The organism is Chitinophaga polysaccharea (assembly GCF_902150045.1).
Taxonomy (GTDB): Bacteria; Bacteroidota; Bacteroidia; order Chitinophagales; family Chitinophagaceae; genus Chitinophaga; species Chitinophaga polysaccharea_A.
Genome location: NZ_CABFVU010000003.1, coordinates 826716 through 842397, shown reverse-complemented (window position 1 = coordinate 842397; position 15682 = coordinate 826716). Strand labels below are relative to the sequence as shown.

13 protein-coding genes are annotated in these 15682 nt (G+C 49.3%); 5 read left to right on the top strand and 8 right to left on the bottom strand.

Going from position 1 to position 15682, the window contains the following annotated elements; translation table 11 throughout:
- Nucleotides 1-123: 123 nt before the first annotated feature.
- The 3 genes from FN124_RS23840 to FN124_RS23830 all read left to right on the top strand — a co-directional run bounded on the left by FN124_RS23840 (nt 124) and on the right by FN124_RS23830 (nt 3447).
- Nucleotides 124-1833, top strand: coding sequence for an arylsulfatase (locus tag FN124_RS23840; RefSeq protein WP_142687272.1), 1710 nt, complete (start codon nt 124-126; stop codon nt 1831-1833).
- 22 nt (nt 1834-1855) lie between these two features.
- On the top strand, nt 1856-2659 hold the full coding sequence (locus FN124_RS23835; RefSeq protein ID WP_142687271.1) for a 3-keto-disaccharide hydrolase: 804 nt from the start codon (nt 1856-1858) through the stop codon (nt 2657-2659).
- An 83-nt stretch (nt 2660-2742) separates the two neighbouring features.
- A complete protein-coding gene (locus FN124_RS23830; protein ID WP_142687270.1) occupies nt 2743-3447 on the top strand; it encodes a GNAT family N-acetyltransferase in 705 nt (234 codons plus the stop codon).
- On the opposite strand, the gene FN124_RS23825 is transcribed toward FN124_RS23830, so the two are convergent.
- The gene (locus tag FN124_RS23825; protein WP_142687269.1) at nt 3419-4378 is read right to left on the bottom strand and encodes a ligand-gated ion channel; all 960 of its coding nucleotides are present in this window, start codon (nt 4376-4378) and stop codon (nt 3419-3421) included. The two genes, FN124_RS23830 and FN124_RS23825, sit on opposite strands and share 29 nt — an antisense overlap.
- A 147-nt stretch (nt 4379-4525) precedes the next feature.
- On the opposite strand from FN124_RS23825, the gene FN124_RS23820 reads away from it, so the two are divergent.
- The gene (locus FN124_RS23820) at nt 4526-7312 is read left to right on the top strand and encodes a family 78 glycoside hydrolase catalytic domain (RefSeq protein WP_142687268.1); all 2787 of its coding nucleotides are present in this window, start codon (nt 4526-4528) and stop codon (nt 7310-7312) included.
- 27 nt (nt 7313-7339) lie between these two features.
- Here the strand turns inward: FN124_RS23820 and FN124_RS23815 are convergent, their stop codons facing one another.
- Nucleotides 7340-8608, bottom strand: coding sequence for a Na+/H+ antiporter (locus FN124_RS23815; protein WP_142687267.1), 1269 nt, complete (start codon nt 8606-8608; stop codon nt 7340-7342).
- Nucleotides 8609-8673: 65 nt separating this feature from the next.
- On the bottom strand, nt 8674-9003 hold the full coding sequence (locus FN124_RS23810) for a hypothetical protein (protein WP_142687266.1): 330 nt from the start codon (nt 9001-9003) through the stop codon (nt 8674-8676).
- 140 nt (nt 9004-9143) lie between these two features.
- Here FN124_RS23810 and FN124_RS23805 point away from each other — a divergent pair, with 140 nt between their 5' ends.
- Nucleotides 9144-9803, top strand: a complete 660-nt coding sequence (locus FN124_RS23805) for a sigma-70 family RNA polymerase sigma factor (RefSeq protein ID WP_142687265.1) — start codon at nt 9144-9146, stop codon at nt 9801-9803.
- A 55-nt stretch (nt 9804-9858) separates the two neighbouring features.
- On the opposite strand, the gene FN124_RS23800 is transcribed toward FN124_RS23805, so the two are convergent.
- From FN124_RS23800 to leuC, 5 genes are all read right to left on the bottom strand, one after another.
- On the bottom strand, nt 9859-10428 hold the full coding sequence (locus FN124_RS23800; RefSeq protein WP_142687264.1) for a dihydrofolate reductase family protein: 570 nt from the start codon (nt 10426-10428) through the stop codon (nt 9859-9861).
- A 301-nt stretch (nt 10429-10729) separates the two neighbouring features.
- Complete coding sequence (gene leuB / locus FN124_RS23795) at nt 10730-11803, bottom strand: 3-isopropylmalate dehydrogenase (protein WP_142687263.1); 1074 nt, start codon at nt 11801-11803, stop codon at nt 10730-10732.
- Between the two features lie 18 nt (nt 11804-11821).
- The gene (locus FN124_RS23790; RefSeq protein ID WP_209857965.1) at nt 11822-13345 is read right to left on the bottom strand and encodes a hydroxymethylglutaryl-CoA lyase-like TIM-barrel protein; all 1524 of its coding nucleotides are present in this window, start codon (nt 13343-13345) and stop codon (nt 11822-11824) included.
- Nucleotides 13346-13362: 17 nt separating this feature from the next.
- Entirely contained in the window at nt 13363-13959 is a 597-nt protein-coding gene (leuD, locus tag FN124_RS23785) for a 3-isopropylmalate dehydratase small subunit (RefSeq protein ID WP_142687262.1), read from the bottom strand.
- A 40-nt stretch (nt 13960-13999) separates the two neighbouring features.
- Complete coding sequence (leuC, locus tag FN124_RS23780; RefSeq protein ID WP_142687261.1) at nt 14000-15403, bottom strand: 3-isopropylmalate dehydratase large subunit; 1404 nt, start codon at nt 15401-15403, stop codon at nt 14000-14002.
- Nucleotides 15404-15682 lie beyond the last annotated feature (279 nt).

The following is a 15682-nucleotide window of genomic DNA, read 5'->3' as shown; positions in this document are numbered from 1 at the left end:
GGCTTCCCGCCAGGCTTTTTTTCCTTCCCGCTAAATATTTATTCCCCACTGGTACAGTTTATTTACTTTTCTTCTCGTTTTATTTTATTTTAACGCGATGTAGTAACAAAACTGTGCGAACCCATGAGGATAAGACCAGGATCAGTTTATATCATTCCATTCCTGTTAAGTACTATGCTGCTTACAGGATTTAGGAAAAGCAGGCCGATGCCCAAAGACCTGAGGCCCAATATTATTGTTATACTTGCGGATGATATGGGATTTTCAGATGCCGGCTGTTATGGCGGAGAGATCCATACTCCCAACATCGATTTCCTGGCGGCTAACGGTATCCGCTACACGCAGTTTTATAATACCTCCCGTTGCTGCCCCACAAGGGCTTCCCTGCTCACTGGATTGTATAACCAGGAGGCTGGTATCGGGAAGATGACCGATGCGGAGGATGAGCCCGGGTATCTTGGCCACCTTTCGGAGAATGCGGTCACCCTGGCAGAAGTACTGAAAACAGCCGGCTATCAGACCGCTATGTCGGGTAAGTGGCATGTGTCCAATACCAACGGGCAAAGAACAGCTGCTGAACAAATGGCCTGGCTCAACCATCATCAAACATTCGGCGACTTTTCCCCCCTCTCACAATACCCCACCAGCCGTGGTTTTGATCAATTCTTTGGCACTATCTGGGGAGTAGTGGATTTCTTTGACCCCTTCAGCCTGGTGAGCGGAACAACGCCCATTACAAACGTACCGGAGCACTATTATCATACAGACGCTATCAACGATACCGCCGTGGCCTATATCAAAGGCTATGCAGGTACCCAAAAGCCCTTCTTCCTTTATGTAGCGCATAATGCGCCACACTGGCCGCTGATGGCGCTGCCGGAAGATATTGCAAAGTACAGGGACACCTATAGGGCAGGATGGGAAGCCATCCGCAACGCCAGGTATAACAAAATGGTGAAAATGGGACTGATTGACCCCGCTACCACGCCATTGCCCAAACGCTGGAAAAGTGAGCAAACCTGGGCGCAAAACCCCGATACCGCCTGGGATGCCATGGCTATGGCGGTGCATGCCGCTATGATAGACCATATGGACCAGGGCATTGGCCGCATCATAGAAGCGCTAAAAACAACGGGGCAACTGGATAATACCCTCATCCTGTTCCTGTCCGACAATGGGGCCAGCCCCGAAAACTGCGCCAACTACGGACCAGGGTTCGATCGCCCCGATGAAACCCGCGATGGCCGCAAAATTATTTACGCCACCAAAAAACAAGCGATGCCCGGCCCGCAAACCACGTATGCCTCTATCGGGCAAACATGGGCTAATGTAGCCAATACCCCTTATCAATACTGGAAAGCCGAATCGTACGAAGGCGGTATACATACGCCTTTGATCGCCTTCTGGCCCAAAGGCATCACCGCCGGGAAAGGTGGCTTCAGTAATCATACCGGGCATGTAATGGACCTTATGTCTACCTTCGCCGAACTGGCGCATGCACAATACCCCAAGGTGTACAACGGCCATAAGATCCCCGCCACTACCGGTACCAGCCTGTTGCCATCTTTCAGAAATAAAAATACTGCCGGGCACGATCAGCTGTTCAATGAACATTTCGGCGCAAGGTATGCGCGCTCCGGTAACTGGAAACTGGTATCGCTCAGTAACGATACCACCTGGCAATTGTTTAATCTTGCCGTGGATAGAACAGAAACCAATAACCTGGCCGCTCAATACCCCGAAAAGGTACAACAGCTGCAAACCCTTTGGTACCAGTGGGCGCAAACGCACCAGGTGTTTCCAAAACCCGGCAGCCGTAAAACAGTTAAATGAAATTCAACCTTTAATTACTTATATGAACAACAACCGGATTTTACCTAAACTTTTGATGATAGCCCTGCTGGCAGGCAGCATGGCCTGTAATGAAGTAAAACAACCTGAAAAGAAACCCGAATGGATATCCCTGTTCAACGGCAAAGATATCAACGACTGGATCGTGAAGATCCATCACCATGAAGTAGGAGAGAATTTTGGCAATACCTTCCGGGTGGAAGACAGTATCATCAAGGTGCGCTATGATCAGTACGGCGACTTTAACGACCAGTTCGGGCATCTCTACTATAAACAACCCTTCTCACATTATCATCTCAAATTTGAGTACCGCTTTGTTGGTAAATGGTACCCCTCTGCACCGGAATACACCCTGCTGAACAGCGGCATCATGTTCCACTCGCAGGACCCGCGTACCATGCCAAAGGAGCAGGACTGGCCCATTTCCGTGGAAATGCAGCTGCTGGCCGGCCTGGGCGATGGTAAACCACGGCCTACCGGCAACATGTGCTCCCCTGGTACCAACGTGGTATATAAAGGTAAACTGGATGAAACACACTGTATTGAATCCACTTCCAAAACATATGAAGGCGAACAATGGGTAAGGGGAGAACTGATCGTACTGGGCGATTCCCTCATCACACACATCATCAACGGCGACACAGTATTGCAGTATTCCAAACCGCAGATCGGCGGCGGCGTGGTAAAGAATTACGACTCCACTGTTAAAGTAGATGGCAAGCTGCTTTCCAAAGGTTTTATTGCCCTGCAAAGTGAAGGGCAGCCGGTTGATTTCAGAAGGATTGAGATCATGAACCTGGAGCACTAACGGTGACGGATATATTTTAAAAGGGGCGGTTTCCTGAAAAGGGGATCGCTTTTTTTTGAAGCATCATTTCGTACATTAGATACATGAAGGAAACCATTTTAGACAATCCCGCCTGGGAGGCGTTAACCAGCGAACACGCACACTTTGCACAAGGAACAGATCATGCCAAAAGATACCAGCAGGGAATAGTACCATTCGTTGCCTGCAGGCAAACAAATGATAACAGCATTGCCACATTGGATCCCTGGATGAATGCAGGAGAATCATTTTATATCATCGGTGAATTACCAATTCTGCCAGACAACTGGACCAAAGATAATGAACTGCCCTGCGCACAGATGGTGCTGCGGTCTGTGCCGGCGCCGCTCACTGAAAGTGACGTAGCTATGATATCGCTGCTGGGCCCTGAAGATGCGGATGATATGTACACACTCATTAACAGTATTCAACCGGGGTACTACAACCATGGTACCCGCCTGTTGGGCAATTATTATGGAATACGGCACAATGGAACTTTGATTGCTATGGCCGGCGAACGCATGCGCATCACCGGCTTCACGGAACTAAGCGCCATTTGTACTCATCCGGATCATACCGGCCGCGGCTATGCGCGAAAGCTGATCACACAGCTATGTTACCAGCACGCAGGAGAGGGGATCACTTCTTTTTTGCATGTGGCATTGTCGAATGAACGTGCTATACGGTTGTATGCGCATATGGGTTTTGAGCAGAGAAGGGTAATTAGTTTTTATAAAGTAACTACCTCCCATATACCGCCCCTGCAATAAAATACACATTCAGCAACGCATACACCAGCGGCACCACCAGCGATAACCCTCTGTCCAGCCGGCGGCTCTGCTCTGTTTTACCCGCTTTAATAAGTTGCAGCGACCAGGCAGAGGACGTGATCACCACGAAAATAAAAAACAATGTAATGCCATGCAGTGTGTCCACCAGTGTGAAAGTAGTGGAGTCGGGCAGGGAAGAGTCAATGATGTATTTGTTACCAATAGCGGCAAACAGGGAACCCACACCAAGGCCGAACCGGGAATCGATATTGTCTGCATGAATATAAAAGCAGAGATAGGCAATCAGGAAAGAAACATACATGCCCAGGAACATCTTCCAGAATAACTGCGTGGCATCCCGGTCTATACCTATTCTCACAGTAAAATTGCTGTACTCTGTATGCGGGGTTGGAATCTTGTCATCGCCAAAGGCGGTTTCATAGGCTTTAATCCCGGTGTTGATCCTAAAGCTGTCGATATTCCACCCCCGGAGTGTAAAACGGGGATCGAAGTGTTTGCCCAGCGAATCCACCGAAAATACCAGCGAGCCTGCATCAAACTGTGAGTTCTCAATGGAAAACCGCAGTCGTTGCCGGTCGAAGGGGAAGTTGTTAATCCGCCAGGAGTCCTTCATCACGCACTGCAGTTTCATCAGCAGGTAAACCCTGCCGTTGGAAGAGTCGATGGTGGAGTAGGACTTGGTAAACGTTTTGGCCTGCGGGATTTCAAGGTTCTGGATAAAATCGAATGCTTTATTTTTATAGGTAAGCCATAGCCATAAGTTAACGGTATACTCGCTTTGTTTGAAGTCGATATCATGAATGCTGGTTATATAAATGCCGGTTTTAACCGTGTCGGGCGGTTCCTGGCGCGCAACGGCAGGAAGGATCAATAAAATAAGACAGTAGAAAAGCAGCAATGATTTTTTCATTCACATATCCTTTAGCCGTGAGTAGAAGGTTTACGCTTTTTATAAAGATACAATTCTCCCGGCAGTTAACCACTGCAGGATAGTACAGGTTGCCCGGGCAGATTTTTAGTTTTAATATCACGGTATAAAATCGCTGCATTGTTCAGTATGAAAAATACATATTCCCTCTGGCTGCTGTTGGTATTATGCACGGCCACTATCTGTGCGGCGGGGCAGTCGTCTGTATTGCCTGCCAACCTCCGTTGCGAGTACCTGGTGAATCCTCTCGGCATCGATGAGCTGCAGCCCCGCCTCAGCTGGACACTGCTGGCCACAGATACCAACGCCCATGCCCAGCGGCAAACGGCCTATCGCATCCTGGTAGCGGCTACGGCAAAGGAACTGGATGAAAACAAAGGCGCTGTCTGGAATTCCGGCTGGGTGAGCACAGATGATATGCAGCATATTGTTTACAAGGGCAAACCCCTGCAGGATGATCAGTCGTACTTCTGGAAAGTAAGTGTAAAAGATGAGAAGGGGCGCATTTCAGCCTGGAGCCCTGCTGCGGTATGGACTACCGGTATCCTGCAACCGGGCAACTGGAAGGCGGCCTGGATAGGCACGGATGAGATCTTTGATCCCAGGCAACGCAATTGCAATATCTCCGATCCCTGGTTCCGTAAAACGTTTGATCTTAATGCGCAACCACAGAAGGCCAATATTTTTATCGCTTCTGTGGGGTTTCATGAATTATATGTGAATGGAAAAAAAATTGGGGATGGCGTGATGGCTCCGGCTGTAACCAATCACGCGAAAAGGGCGCGTTATGTTACCTACGATATTGCCGCGGCGCTTCGCCCTGGAAAGAATGTGATCACCATCTGGCTCGGCACTTCCTGGTCTGTTTTCGGGCCCTACATTGCGCCGGGTAAACCGCAAACACCTATCGTTGCTGCACAGGCGGCCATCTATAATAACGATGCGGCTACACCGGCACTGTTCCTTAAAACAGACGGCACCTGGCTTACGCATCCCAGCCCGAATAAACTGCTGGGCGTATGGGATTCCAACCGCATGGGAGGGGAATTGTGGGATGCAGGTAAGGAAACAGATAACTGGAACACCATCCAGGCGGATGAAAGCACCTGGCGTGCCGCTACTGAATATCATCCCCACCTGTTGCTGTCAGCCCAAATGACGGAGCCCAATAAAGTGATGAACGAAATAAAGCCCCATTCCATAGAGGCTCGGCCGGATGGCAGTTTTCGTGTAGACATGGGCGTTAACTTCGCCGGGTGGACTGCCATCCGCGTAAAAGGTAACCCCGGCGACCGGATTGATTTCCAGTATTCGGAACGGGAACAGATGGATATGACCTTCGGCTTGCACAGTGCCTATATTATCGGGAAAAGCGGGAAGGGGGAGTTCCGCAATCATTTCAATTACAGCTCAGGGAGATGGATCACCATACGCGGACTGAAATACAAACCTGCCCCCGAAGATATCCGTGGCTGGCTGGTGCGCACGGATTATAAGCCCGCTGCCATTTTTGCCTGCTCCGATTCGCTGCAGAACTGGATCTACGACCGCGTGCGGTGGACCTACGAAAATTTATCGCTGGGTGGTTATATCGTGGATTGCCCCCAACGGGAGCGCCTCGGCTATGGAGGGGATGCACATGCTACCTGCGAAACGGGGATGTTCAATTACCATCTCGGCGCTTTTTATACCAAATGGATGGAAGACTGGCGCGATGTGCAGGGCACAGAATCCATTGTAGGCAACATGTACGATACCGCCTGGGCGCATAAAGGCATCATGAGCGGCCGTCATCTTCATAAAGGGATACTGCCACATACAGCCCCCACTTTTATGGGCGGAGGCGGACCGGCATGGGGCGGCATCTGTGTGTCGCTGCCCTGGTTCCTGTACCAGCAGGAGGGCGACCGGAGAGTGCTGGAGAAGAATTTTGAGATGATAAAGAACTGGCTGGCTTTCCTGGATACACAAACTGAAAATCATCTGCTCAAAAGGTTTGGAGGCCCCTGGGATTTCCTGGGCGACTGGCTCTGGCCGGGCGCTACAGCGGAAGGCATGAACAATAATAAGCCGCAAACGGTTTGCCTGAATAACAGCTACCGCGTATTTAATTTACGTACCGCCGCAAAGATCGCCAGGGTGCTGGGAAAAAATGCCGATGCCCTGCAATGGGAGCAACAGGCCGCAGATGCTGCTAAAGCCATCAACGCCAGGTTCTACAACGCAGCAGACCATAGCTATTCTGATAGCTCCATGGCCAACCTGGCAGCGGCTTTACTGGCAGATGTGCCACAGCCCGCAGAACGCGCAGCCGTGATGAAAAGACTGGAAACGGAGATCCTCGTAAACCGTAAAGGCCATATTCATGTAGGTATTACCGGGGGCGCGCTCCTGTTCAAACTGCTGCGCGATGAAGGCCGCGATGATCTCATTTACAGTATGACCTCCCAAACCACCTATCCCGGCTGGGGCTATATGAAAGCCAACGATGCCACTACCATTTGGGAAATGTGGGAGAAAGACCTGCCAGGACATTCCCTGCTGCATAGTTCCTATTTGTACCCGGGCGCCTGGTATATCAACGGCGTGGCAGGTATCCGCCAGGATCCGCAATCGGGCAAAGGATTCCGGCATTTCGTGGTACGTCCCCCGTTGCTCACGGAGGCACAGCTGAAATGGGCGCATGCCACCTTCAACGCTTCTGCCGGGGAAATTAAAACGGCCTGGCAGCGGGAGGGAAACAGGCTTACCCTCGAAGTAAGCGTGCCGCCCAATTGCACCGCCACCGTGGAACTACCGGAACAGGAAGCCGCCCGTGTAAAAGAAAGCAGTGGGTATATGAAAAAGAAAGGTACCAGGAACGGCTATACGCTTTTTGAATTGCCCGCAGGAAAATATACGCTGCGCACAATATAATCTCCCGAAAAAAAACGCAGCAGGATATCAATGCTGCGTTTTTTTATCTCCCGGCGAAAGCTTTAGCGCTTTTACTATCCAGGGTAAAGAAATGCCCTGGCCGATCAGGGTGATCAGTACCACCACCACTGAAATAAACAGGATGGCATTCCGTTCAGGGAAAGGCGCATTGTCTTTCAACGTGAGCGGCAGGTTAATAGCGATAGCCAGGGATACTATGCCCCGCATGCCCGACCAGCTGATGATCAGGCTGTTCTTAAAATCCAGCAGGGCATTTTCAGTAATTCGTCCTTTCCCTTTTTTGAAAGCCTGGTCCAGGTTGATCTGTTGAAGGAATACCCTCCCCATGCGCAGCAGCAGTGCTGCTACCGTAATAATAAACCCGTAACCGATATAAGGCCAGATCTGCTCACCGGGGATGCTTTTGATGACATAGGGAAATTGCAGCCCGATGAGAATGAAAATAAGGCCGTTTAACAGGAAGATGATGATATCCCATATATTCCTCGATTGCTGCTTTAATTTTTCAGGGAACACTTTTCCGCTGAACCTGGAAATCAGCAGCCCCAGCATCACTACGGCAATCACGCCGGAAACATGCAGCTCTTCTGCCATCAGGTAAGTAACAAAAGGCATCAGCAGCATAAAGCTGATCGTTACCAGGTCGTTTTTATGCACCACTTTCAGGATCACTGCCAGGATCCTGCTCATCACCATACCGGCCAGTACGCCGCCTGCCATCAGTATTGCAAATTCCAGGGAAGCTTTCCAGAACACAAAGGCTGTACCCATGGCCGCTGCAATGGCAAAGTGATAGGTTACCAGTGCGGAGGCGTCATTGATAAGGCTTTCGCCTTCGAGTATGGTTGCAGTTTTATGGGAAAGCCCCAGTCCTTTGGTAATGCTCATGGCCGCCACGGCATCGGTGGCCGACAGGATAGCGCCCAGCACAAAAGCCAGTGGCCAGCCCATACCGGGAATGAGGTAATGCGCGATCACCGCAATGGCGGCCGCTGTCATAAACACCAAACCAATAGCCAGCGTGCCAATGGTATTGAAATTGGTTCTGAATTCCTGTGGAGAGATATTAAACGCAGCGTCGTACAGCAAGGGCGGAAGAAATATCAGGAACACAATATCCGGGTTCAGCGTGATATTTGGCAAGGCGGGAATAAATCCGATACCTATTCCCGCAGAGATCAGCAGCACCGGGTAAGGTAGCTTTATTTTGTCTGCCATGGCAGACAGGATGATCATGATAGCCAGTATAAAAATGACGATGCTGTAATTCTCCATACCATTTGTTTGTTTGCAAATGTATAGTTTTAATGAAATAAGCAGCATCTGCCGGGCCGCGGGTATCAGGAAGCTTTACTGATCTGTTGTTCCCGCCATTTAATAAACATGATATGATAGGCAAATTCAAGATACAGGTGATCGTCCAGCATTTCCAGCACCAGCATTTTCCGCTGCGCGCGGTCCCCGTTGTTTTGTCTGATGCGATCATATTGCGCCAGCTGATCCTGTAACGCAGCTTCCATTGATTTTACCAACGCCGGGAATGCCGTAATAGCCGTGCCGGTAATGTGCTTTCCCTTGGCGGTTGCCTTCAGCTCCTGGATCTTCTGATGGGTCAGTTCCGGCATTTTTATGCCTGGAAGATGAAAAACATTATTGGGTTGTGTCGCCATGCTTCACAGAATTGGGTTAGTTAAAAATGAGGGGAGTTGACAGACCCTCTACTTATTAGAGTATAAAAATTCCGGATGGTTACAAAAACTTAGAAGTTTTTGTAACTTCCTTCCAGAATAACCATCCTAATGAAATCATAATGACTACACTGCAACAAACAGACACTGAAATAGACAATGACCTTATCAAGAGAGTGCTGGCCGGAGAACCTCAACTGTATGAACAGCTGATGCGCCGTCACAACGCCCGCCTGTTCAGGATCGGGATGACAATGCTGGACAACGATATGGATGCGGAAGACGCCATGCAGACCACCTATATCAATGCCTATGTTAATCTTGATAAGTTCAGGCAGGAATCCTCCTTTGGCACCTGGCTTACCAGGATACTGGTCAATGAGTGCAGCCAGCTGCTGAAGAAAAGGAACAGGCTGCCAAGTGAAGATATCTCCGTACTGGATGATCATCACCCTTCAAATGCTGCGGGCATAAAAGAATCGCCGGTATCAAAAGTCATCAACAAGGAATTGGGAAGGGCACTGGAGCTGGCCTTGCTGCAGGTACCGGAAAAATACCGGCTGGTGTTTGTAATGAGGGAGATAGAGGGGTTGAATGTGGCTGCTACGGCAGCTGCGTTGAACATCTCCACGGTAAACGTAAAGGTAAGATATATCAGGGCCCGGCTCATGCTGCGCGGGAAGATCGCTGATTACTATAAGAACGACCTGGTGTTCCCGTTCCATCTTATCCGCTGCGACAGGGTGGTTTTTTATGTGCTGGACAAACTTGGCCTCAGGTAATAATATTAAGAACAAACGGCTGATAGTTACTATCAGCCGTTTGTTTAAAAGTGGTTTATTTTTTTTCGTAGTGCATACACACCACACCGCTGGATGCAAACGCCGTGGAGGCCACCAGCTTTAAGTTAACCCGCTCCCGGATACCTTTGAATAATGGTATGCCTTCGCCTATTAGTACCGGGTTTATAAACAGCCAGAATTCATCTACCAGCTGGTGCTGCATCAGCGACTGTGTAGCGCGGGGACTGCCAAAAATGATGATCTCTTTTCCGGGCAATTGTTTCAACGCGCTTATCTTCCCATGGAAATCATCGCTGAGCACCGTGGTCTTATCTTTTTGCAGCCCTTTGAGGGTGTTGGACAAAACGATCTTGTCTACCTGATTATACCAGGTGGAATGCTCAATGTCGTGTTTGGAAGCATTGGGCTTATCGGCGGCGGTAGGCCAGTAGCTTTCCATCAGTTCATAAGTAACCCTTCCGTATAGGGCGGTGTCGGACTCGTTGGTGCGTTGTGCGGCAAAATCAAATATTTCATCATTCACACTGATCCAGTCCATTTCCCCGGCAGGTCCGGCTACAAAACCGTCCAGGGATACGTGCATGAAGGAAACTATTTTTCTCATAATGATATGTTTTTAAGTGCGATACAAACATAGCCCGTAAAGCTGATACGGTTGTGGTGCAATCCTGACATTTATAGGGGAGATTCCGTCATACATACCGGGCTACTCCCCGGTTGGCCCATATATCACCCATATATACGCCATTGTTTCGCCATTGTTGTCTTGTATCTTTAAGATATGGCTTATCTGTTGCCTGTGTAGGCAGATGTATATCTTACCCTTAGCTGGTAGTGGCCTTGGATATAAAGCAACAAAGCCTCCCCACCGGGGAGGCATTTGTTTTATATGTTGTCAGTATTGCCTAGATTAATTTCAGCACTTCTGCTCCCATCGCATGGGTACCCAGGATCTTATCGGCCGGGGTCTGTTTATCGGCGATATCACCGGTGCGGAAACCGGCTTTCAGTACCCCGTCTACAGCGCTGATCACTGCTTCCGACTCGGCTTTCATGCCAAAGGAAATATCCAGCAGCAGGGCGGCCGACAGCACAGAGGCCAGCGGGTTGGCTACACCTTTGCCGGTAATATCGTGTGCGGAACCATGAATGGGCTCGTACACGCCGGTACCGTCGCCAATTGAGGCGGAGGCCAGCATACCCATGGAACCGGCTATCTGTGAAGCTTCATCTGTGAGGATGTCGCCAAATAGATTGGCGGTAACCACTACATCGAAGCGGCGCGGATCCTTGATCAGCAGCATGGCAGTGGCGTCTACGAACTGGTGTTCCACTTCCACATCCGGATAGTCTGCCGCTACCTTCTGTACTACTTCGCGCCAGAGGCGGGAGGTTTCAATGACGTTGGCTTTGTCTACAGAGCAGAGCTTTTTCCTGCGGGTACGGGCGGCTTCAAAAGCTTTGCGCGCAATGCGTTCTACTTCGTAGCGACTGTATTCTGCAATATCGTAGGCGGTATCGCCATTGTTTTTCCTGCCTTTTTCACCGAAGTAAATGTCGCCGGTCAGTTCCCGGAAAAACAGGATATCGGCGCCTTTCAGTATTTCAGGCTTGATGCTGGAAGCGCCCAGCAGCTCATCAAATAATTTGATGGGGCGGAGGTTGGCGTATAGTCCCAGTTCCTTGCGCATTTTCAGCAGGCCTTGTTCAGGTCTTACCTTGGCGGATGGGTCGTTATCGTATTTAGGATGTCCTACAGCGCCAAACAGCACTGCGTCGGATTTGCGCATCTTTTCCAGCGATTCGTCCGGTAAGGGGTTACCGGTAGCTTCAATGGCTACGTGGCCTATCAGCGCTTCATCGTATGTAAAGGTATGTCCGAATTTTGCAGCGATCTTGTCTAATACCTTTTTTCCTACTGCAGTTACTTCCTGTCCGATTCCATCTCCCGGAACAATTAAAATATGTTTGGTAGCCATTCAGTTGTTATTGATAGTTTAGATTAGGTTCAGCATTTTTTGGGTAGCCTTGATCGCGGATACTGTTTGGTCGCTGTCCAGTCCCCTGGTCTTGAATTCCTTGTTATTCAGGCGCCAGGTGATGATGGTTTCGCAGAGAGCATCGCTTTTACCGCCGGGAGGAATGCGCACGGCATAGTCGGTCAGCGGGGGCAGTTCCTTTTTGAGCTTCTTGTATACTTTCTTCAGTGCATTCATGAATGCATCGTACTGGCCGTCGCCCTGCGAGTGTTCCTCGTATACTTCCCCGTTAACTGAGATCTTCAGGGTAACGGAAGGGTTCAGGTTTTTGGAGTGGGTGAGCACATAATTTTCTATGGTCACCTTTTCCTCGATGCGGTTGCTGTCCAGCACATCGGAAATAATATAAGGCAGGTCTGCCTGTGTAAGCACCTCTTTCCGGTCGCCCAGTTCAATGATGCGCTGGGTTACCTTTTTCAGATCGGGGTCCGACAGTTTGATGCCCAGCTGTTGCAGGTTGTTTTCTATATTGGCTTTACCGCTGGTTTTGCCGAGTGCGTATTTGCGGGTGCGGCCAAAGCGTTCAGGCATCAGGTCGCTGAAATAAAGTTTGTTTTTCTTGTCGCCGTCTGCATGGATGCCGGCTGTTTGTGTAAATACGTTTTCCCCTACAATAGGTTTGTTTACCGGGATGCGGAAGCCGGAGAATGTTTCCACCAGCTTGCTTACGGTATACAGTGATGTTTCCGCCACAGATGTTTTTACTTCCGGCAGGAAATCGTTCATCACTGCAATAGCGCTGGCGAGGGAGGCGTTACCGGCTCTTTCGCCCATCCCGTTGATGGTAAGGTGAATGCCGTGTGCGCCGGCCTTAACGCCCTCCAGTACATTGGCAGTACCGAGGTCGTAATCGTTGTGCGCGTGGAAATCGAAGTGGCTTTCCGGGTAGCGCTGCACGATCTCTGTAACAAATTCCCTTACTTCATCGGGGGTAAGCACGCCCAGGGTATCCGGCAGCATGATGCGCTTTACGGGCACCGTTTGGAGGAAGTCGAGATACTGGAATACATAGTCCCTCGAATGGCGCATTCCATTGCTCCAGTCTTCCAGGTATACATTGCATTCCAATCCTTTTTTCCTGGCCAGTGCTATCACGGCGGCTACTTCCGCAAAATGTTCAGCGGGCTTTTTCTTTAACTGGTGTGTTAAATGATTCAGCGAGCCTTTGGTGAGCAGGTTCATTACCCTGGCGCCGGCTTTCAGCATCCATTCTACAGATACATCACCATCCACGAAGGTGAGCACTTCCACTTTATTCAATAAGCCGTTGGTTTTGGCCCATTTGGTAATTGCCTTTACCGCAGCAAACTCGCCTTCGGAAACCCGGGCGGAGGCAATTTCAATCCTGTCCACTTTTACTTCCGTCAGTAAAAGTTGGGCAATGGTTAGTTTCTCTGAGGGCGAAAAGGATACTCCGCTGGTTTGTTCACCGTCACGGAGTGTGGTGTCCATTATTTCAACGTGGCGCTGGGTCACTGGCATAATACTTATGGAATATTTTAGTAGAGGCTCTTGTCGGCGAACGCTTTTATTTCGTCTTTCATAGCCTGCAGGTAATCGATATCATCATAGCCATTCATCAGGTTATGCTTTTTATAGCTGTTGATGTCAAAAGACTCGCTTTCACCGGTAGCGGGAATGGTGATGGTTTGTGCTTCCAGGTTCACTTCCAATTCTGCTTTAGGATCGGATTCTATGGCGGTAAATATTTTATCGAGGAACTCAGGGCTTACCTGTACGGGTAAGATACCGATATTTAAAGAGTTGTTTTTGAAGATGTCGGCAAAGAAGCTGGACACCACGCAACGGAACCCGTAGTCGTAGATGGCCCAGGCGGCGTGCTCACGGCTGCTGCCGCTGCCGAAGTTTTTGCCTGCTACCAGTATTTTACCGGAGTAGATCGGGTTGTTTAAAACGAAATCTTTTTTTGGTGTGCCGTCTGATTCATAGCGCCAGTCGCGGAACAGGTTATCGCCAAAGCCTTTGCGCTCGGTTGCTTTCAGGAAGCGGGCGGGAATGATCTGGTCGGTGTCCACATTTTCAATGGGCATGGGTACTGCTGTACTCCTTAATATCGTGAATTTATCGTAAGCCATTTTTCGTTGATCGTTTATAAATATTGTAAGAAGGGGGTGATTAGGCAATCAGTTCTCTCGGGTCGGTCACTACGCCGGTTACTGCTGCTGCAGCAGCTACCAGCGGGCTTGCCAGCATGGTCCTGGAACCGGGTCCCTGTCTGCCTTCAAAGTTCCTGTTACTGGTGCTCACAGCGTATTTACCGGCAGGCACCTTATCATCGTTCATAGCCAGGCAGGCAGAACATCCGGGCTGACGCAGCTGGAAACCTGCTTCTGTCAGGATATCGAGGATGCCTTCATCTTTGATCTGCTGTTCTACAATGTGCGAACCGGGAACGATCCAGGCGGTTACATGATCTGCTTTCTTTCTTCCTTTTACAATAGAGGCAAATGCGCGGAAATCTTCAATACGGCCGTTGGTACAGCTGCCAATGAATACATAATCCACTTTTTTACCCAGCATGGCTTCTTCTTCATGGAAGCCCATGTACTGCAATGATTTTTCGTAGCTGGTTTTGCTGTCGCCTGCCAGCGCAGAAGGGATATGTTTGGTGATACCCATGCCCATACCTGGGTTGGTACCATAAGTGATCATCGGCTCAATGTCTGCCGCATCAAAGGTGTATTCCTTATCAAATACAGCGCCTTCGTCTGTCCGCAGTGTTTTCCAGTAAGCCAGGGCTTTATCCCATGCTTCTCCTTTAGGCGCTTTCTCACGGCCATTAATATAATTGTAGGTGGTTTGGTCCGGGGCAATAATACCGCCGCGGGCGCCCATCTCGATGCTCATATTACAAACGGTCATACGGCCTTCCATGCTCATGTTTTCAAACACATCGCCCGCATACTCTACAAAATACCCGGTAGCGCCGGCGGCTGTAAGCTTAGAAATAATGTACAGCGTTACATCTTTTGGTGTAATGCCTTTACCCAGTTTACCTGTTACGTTGATGCGCATTTTCTTGGGCTTGGGCTGCATAATGCACTGGGAGGAGAGCACCATTTCTACTTCAGAGGTACCGATACCAAATGCAATGGCTCCGAAAGCGCCATGGGTAGAGGTGTGGGAGTCGCCGCACACAATGGTCATACCCGGCAGGGTAATACCGTTTTCCGGGCCTACCACGTGCACAATACCATTTTTCGGGTTACCCAATCCCCAGTGGGAGATACCATATTTGCTGGAATTCGTTTCCAGTGCTTTCAGCTGGTTGGCGGAAAGCGGGTCCTGCACCGGCAAATGCTGGTTGATGGTTGGCGTATTGTGATCGGCTGTGGCAAAGGTCTTTTCAGGAAACATTACCTTTAAACCCCTGTTTTCCATTCCAAGAAAAGCCACAGGGCTGGTTACTTCATGAATAAAGTGGCGGTCGATAAAAAATACATCCGGACCATCTTCAATTTTCCTCACAACATGTGAATCCCATACTTTGTCAAATAAGGTAGCGGGTTTATTGCTCATTTTTTAAAATTTTAAAAGTAGCTACTTGATTGTTCAAATTTATTCATAAAATCTATTTTATTTCAATATTTTTTCTAAGGATACGGCTTAAAAGACCCTAAAATAGCAGTGGCGACGGGCATTTGGGCTTGTTTTACAATGTATTGAGCTGATAGTCAGTACTTTGTAATTTTTCGATGTTTCACTTGGAAACCCGCATATTTTGGGTAGCTGTGCGCGGATAGTAATATGTTAAGGAGATATATACTGGATAAAAGTATAATATGATTGGGGTTTGGG

What these genes read in the sequence shown, in the direction of transcription:
- leuC (WP_142687261.1), bottom strand. Translation starts at nt 15,403, where the DNA reads ATGAGCAATAAACCCGCTACCTTATTTGACAAAGTATGGGATTCACAT.
- FN124_RS23825 (WP_142687269.1), bottom strand. Translation starts at nt 4,378, where the DNA reads ATGAAAAAATCATTGCTGCTTTTCTACTGTCTTATTTTATTGATCCTT.
- leuB (WP_142687263.1), bottom strand. Translation starts at nt 11,803, where the DNA reads ATGGCTACCAAACATATTTTAATTGTTCCGGGAGATGGAATCGGACAG.
- FN124_RS23790 (WP_209857965.1), bottom strand. Translation starts at nt 13,345, where the DNA reads ATGCCAGTGACCCAGCGCCACGTTGAAATAATGGACACCACACTCCGT.
- FN124_RS23810 (WP_142687266.1), bottom strand. Translation starts at nt 9,003, where the DNA reads ATGGCGACACAACCCAATAATGTTTTTCATCTTCCAGGCATAAAAATG.
- FN124_RS23805 (WP_142687265.1), top strand. Translation starts at nt 9,144, where the DNA reads ATGACTACACTGCAACAAACAGACACTGAAATAGACAATGACCTTATC.
- FN124_RS23840 (WP_142687272.1), top strand. Translation starts at nt 124, where the DNA reads ATGAGGATAAGACCAGGATCAGTTTATATCATTCCATTCCTGTTAAGT.
- FN124_RS23835 (WP_142687271.1), top strand. Translation starts at nt 1,856, where the DNA reads ATGAACAACAACCGGATTTTACCTAAACTTTTGATGATAGCCCTGCTG.
- FN124_RS23820 (WP_142687268.1), top strand. Translation starts at nt 4,526, where the DNA reads ATGAAAAATACATATTCCCTCTGGCTGCTGTTGGTATTATGCACGGCC.
- FN124_RS23800 (WP_142687264.1), bottom strand. Translation starts at nt 10,428, where the DNA reads ATGAGAAAAATAGTTTCCTTCATGCACGTATCCCTGGACGGTTTTGTA.
- FN124_RS23815 (WP_142687267.1), bottom strand. Translation starts at nt 8,608, where the DNA reads ATGGAGAATTACAGCATCGTCATTTTTATACTGGCTATCATGATCATC.
- FN124_RS23830 (WP_142687270.1), top strand. Translation starts at nt 2,743, where the DNA reads ATGAAGGAAACCATTTTAGACAATCCCGCCTGGGAGGCGTTAACCAGC.
- leuD (WP_142687262.1), bottom strand. Translation starts at nt 13,959, where the DNA reads ATGGCTTACGATAAATTCACGATATTAAGGAGTACAGCAGTACCCATG.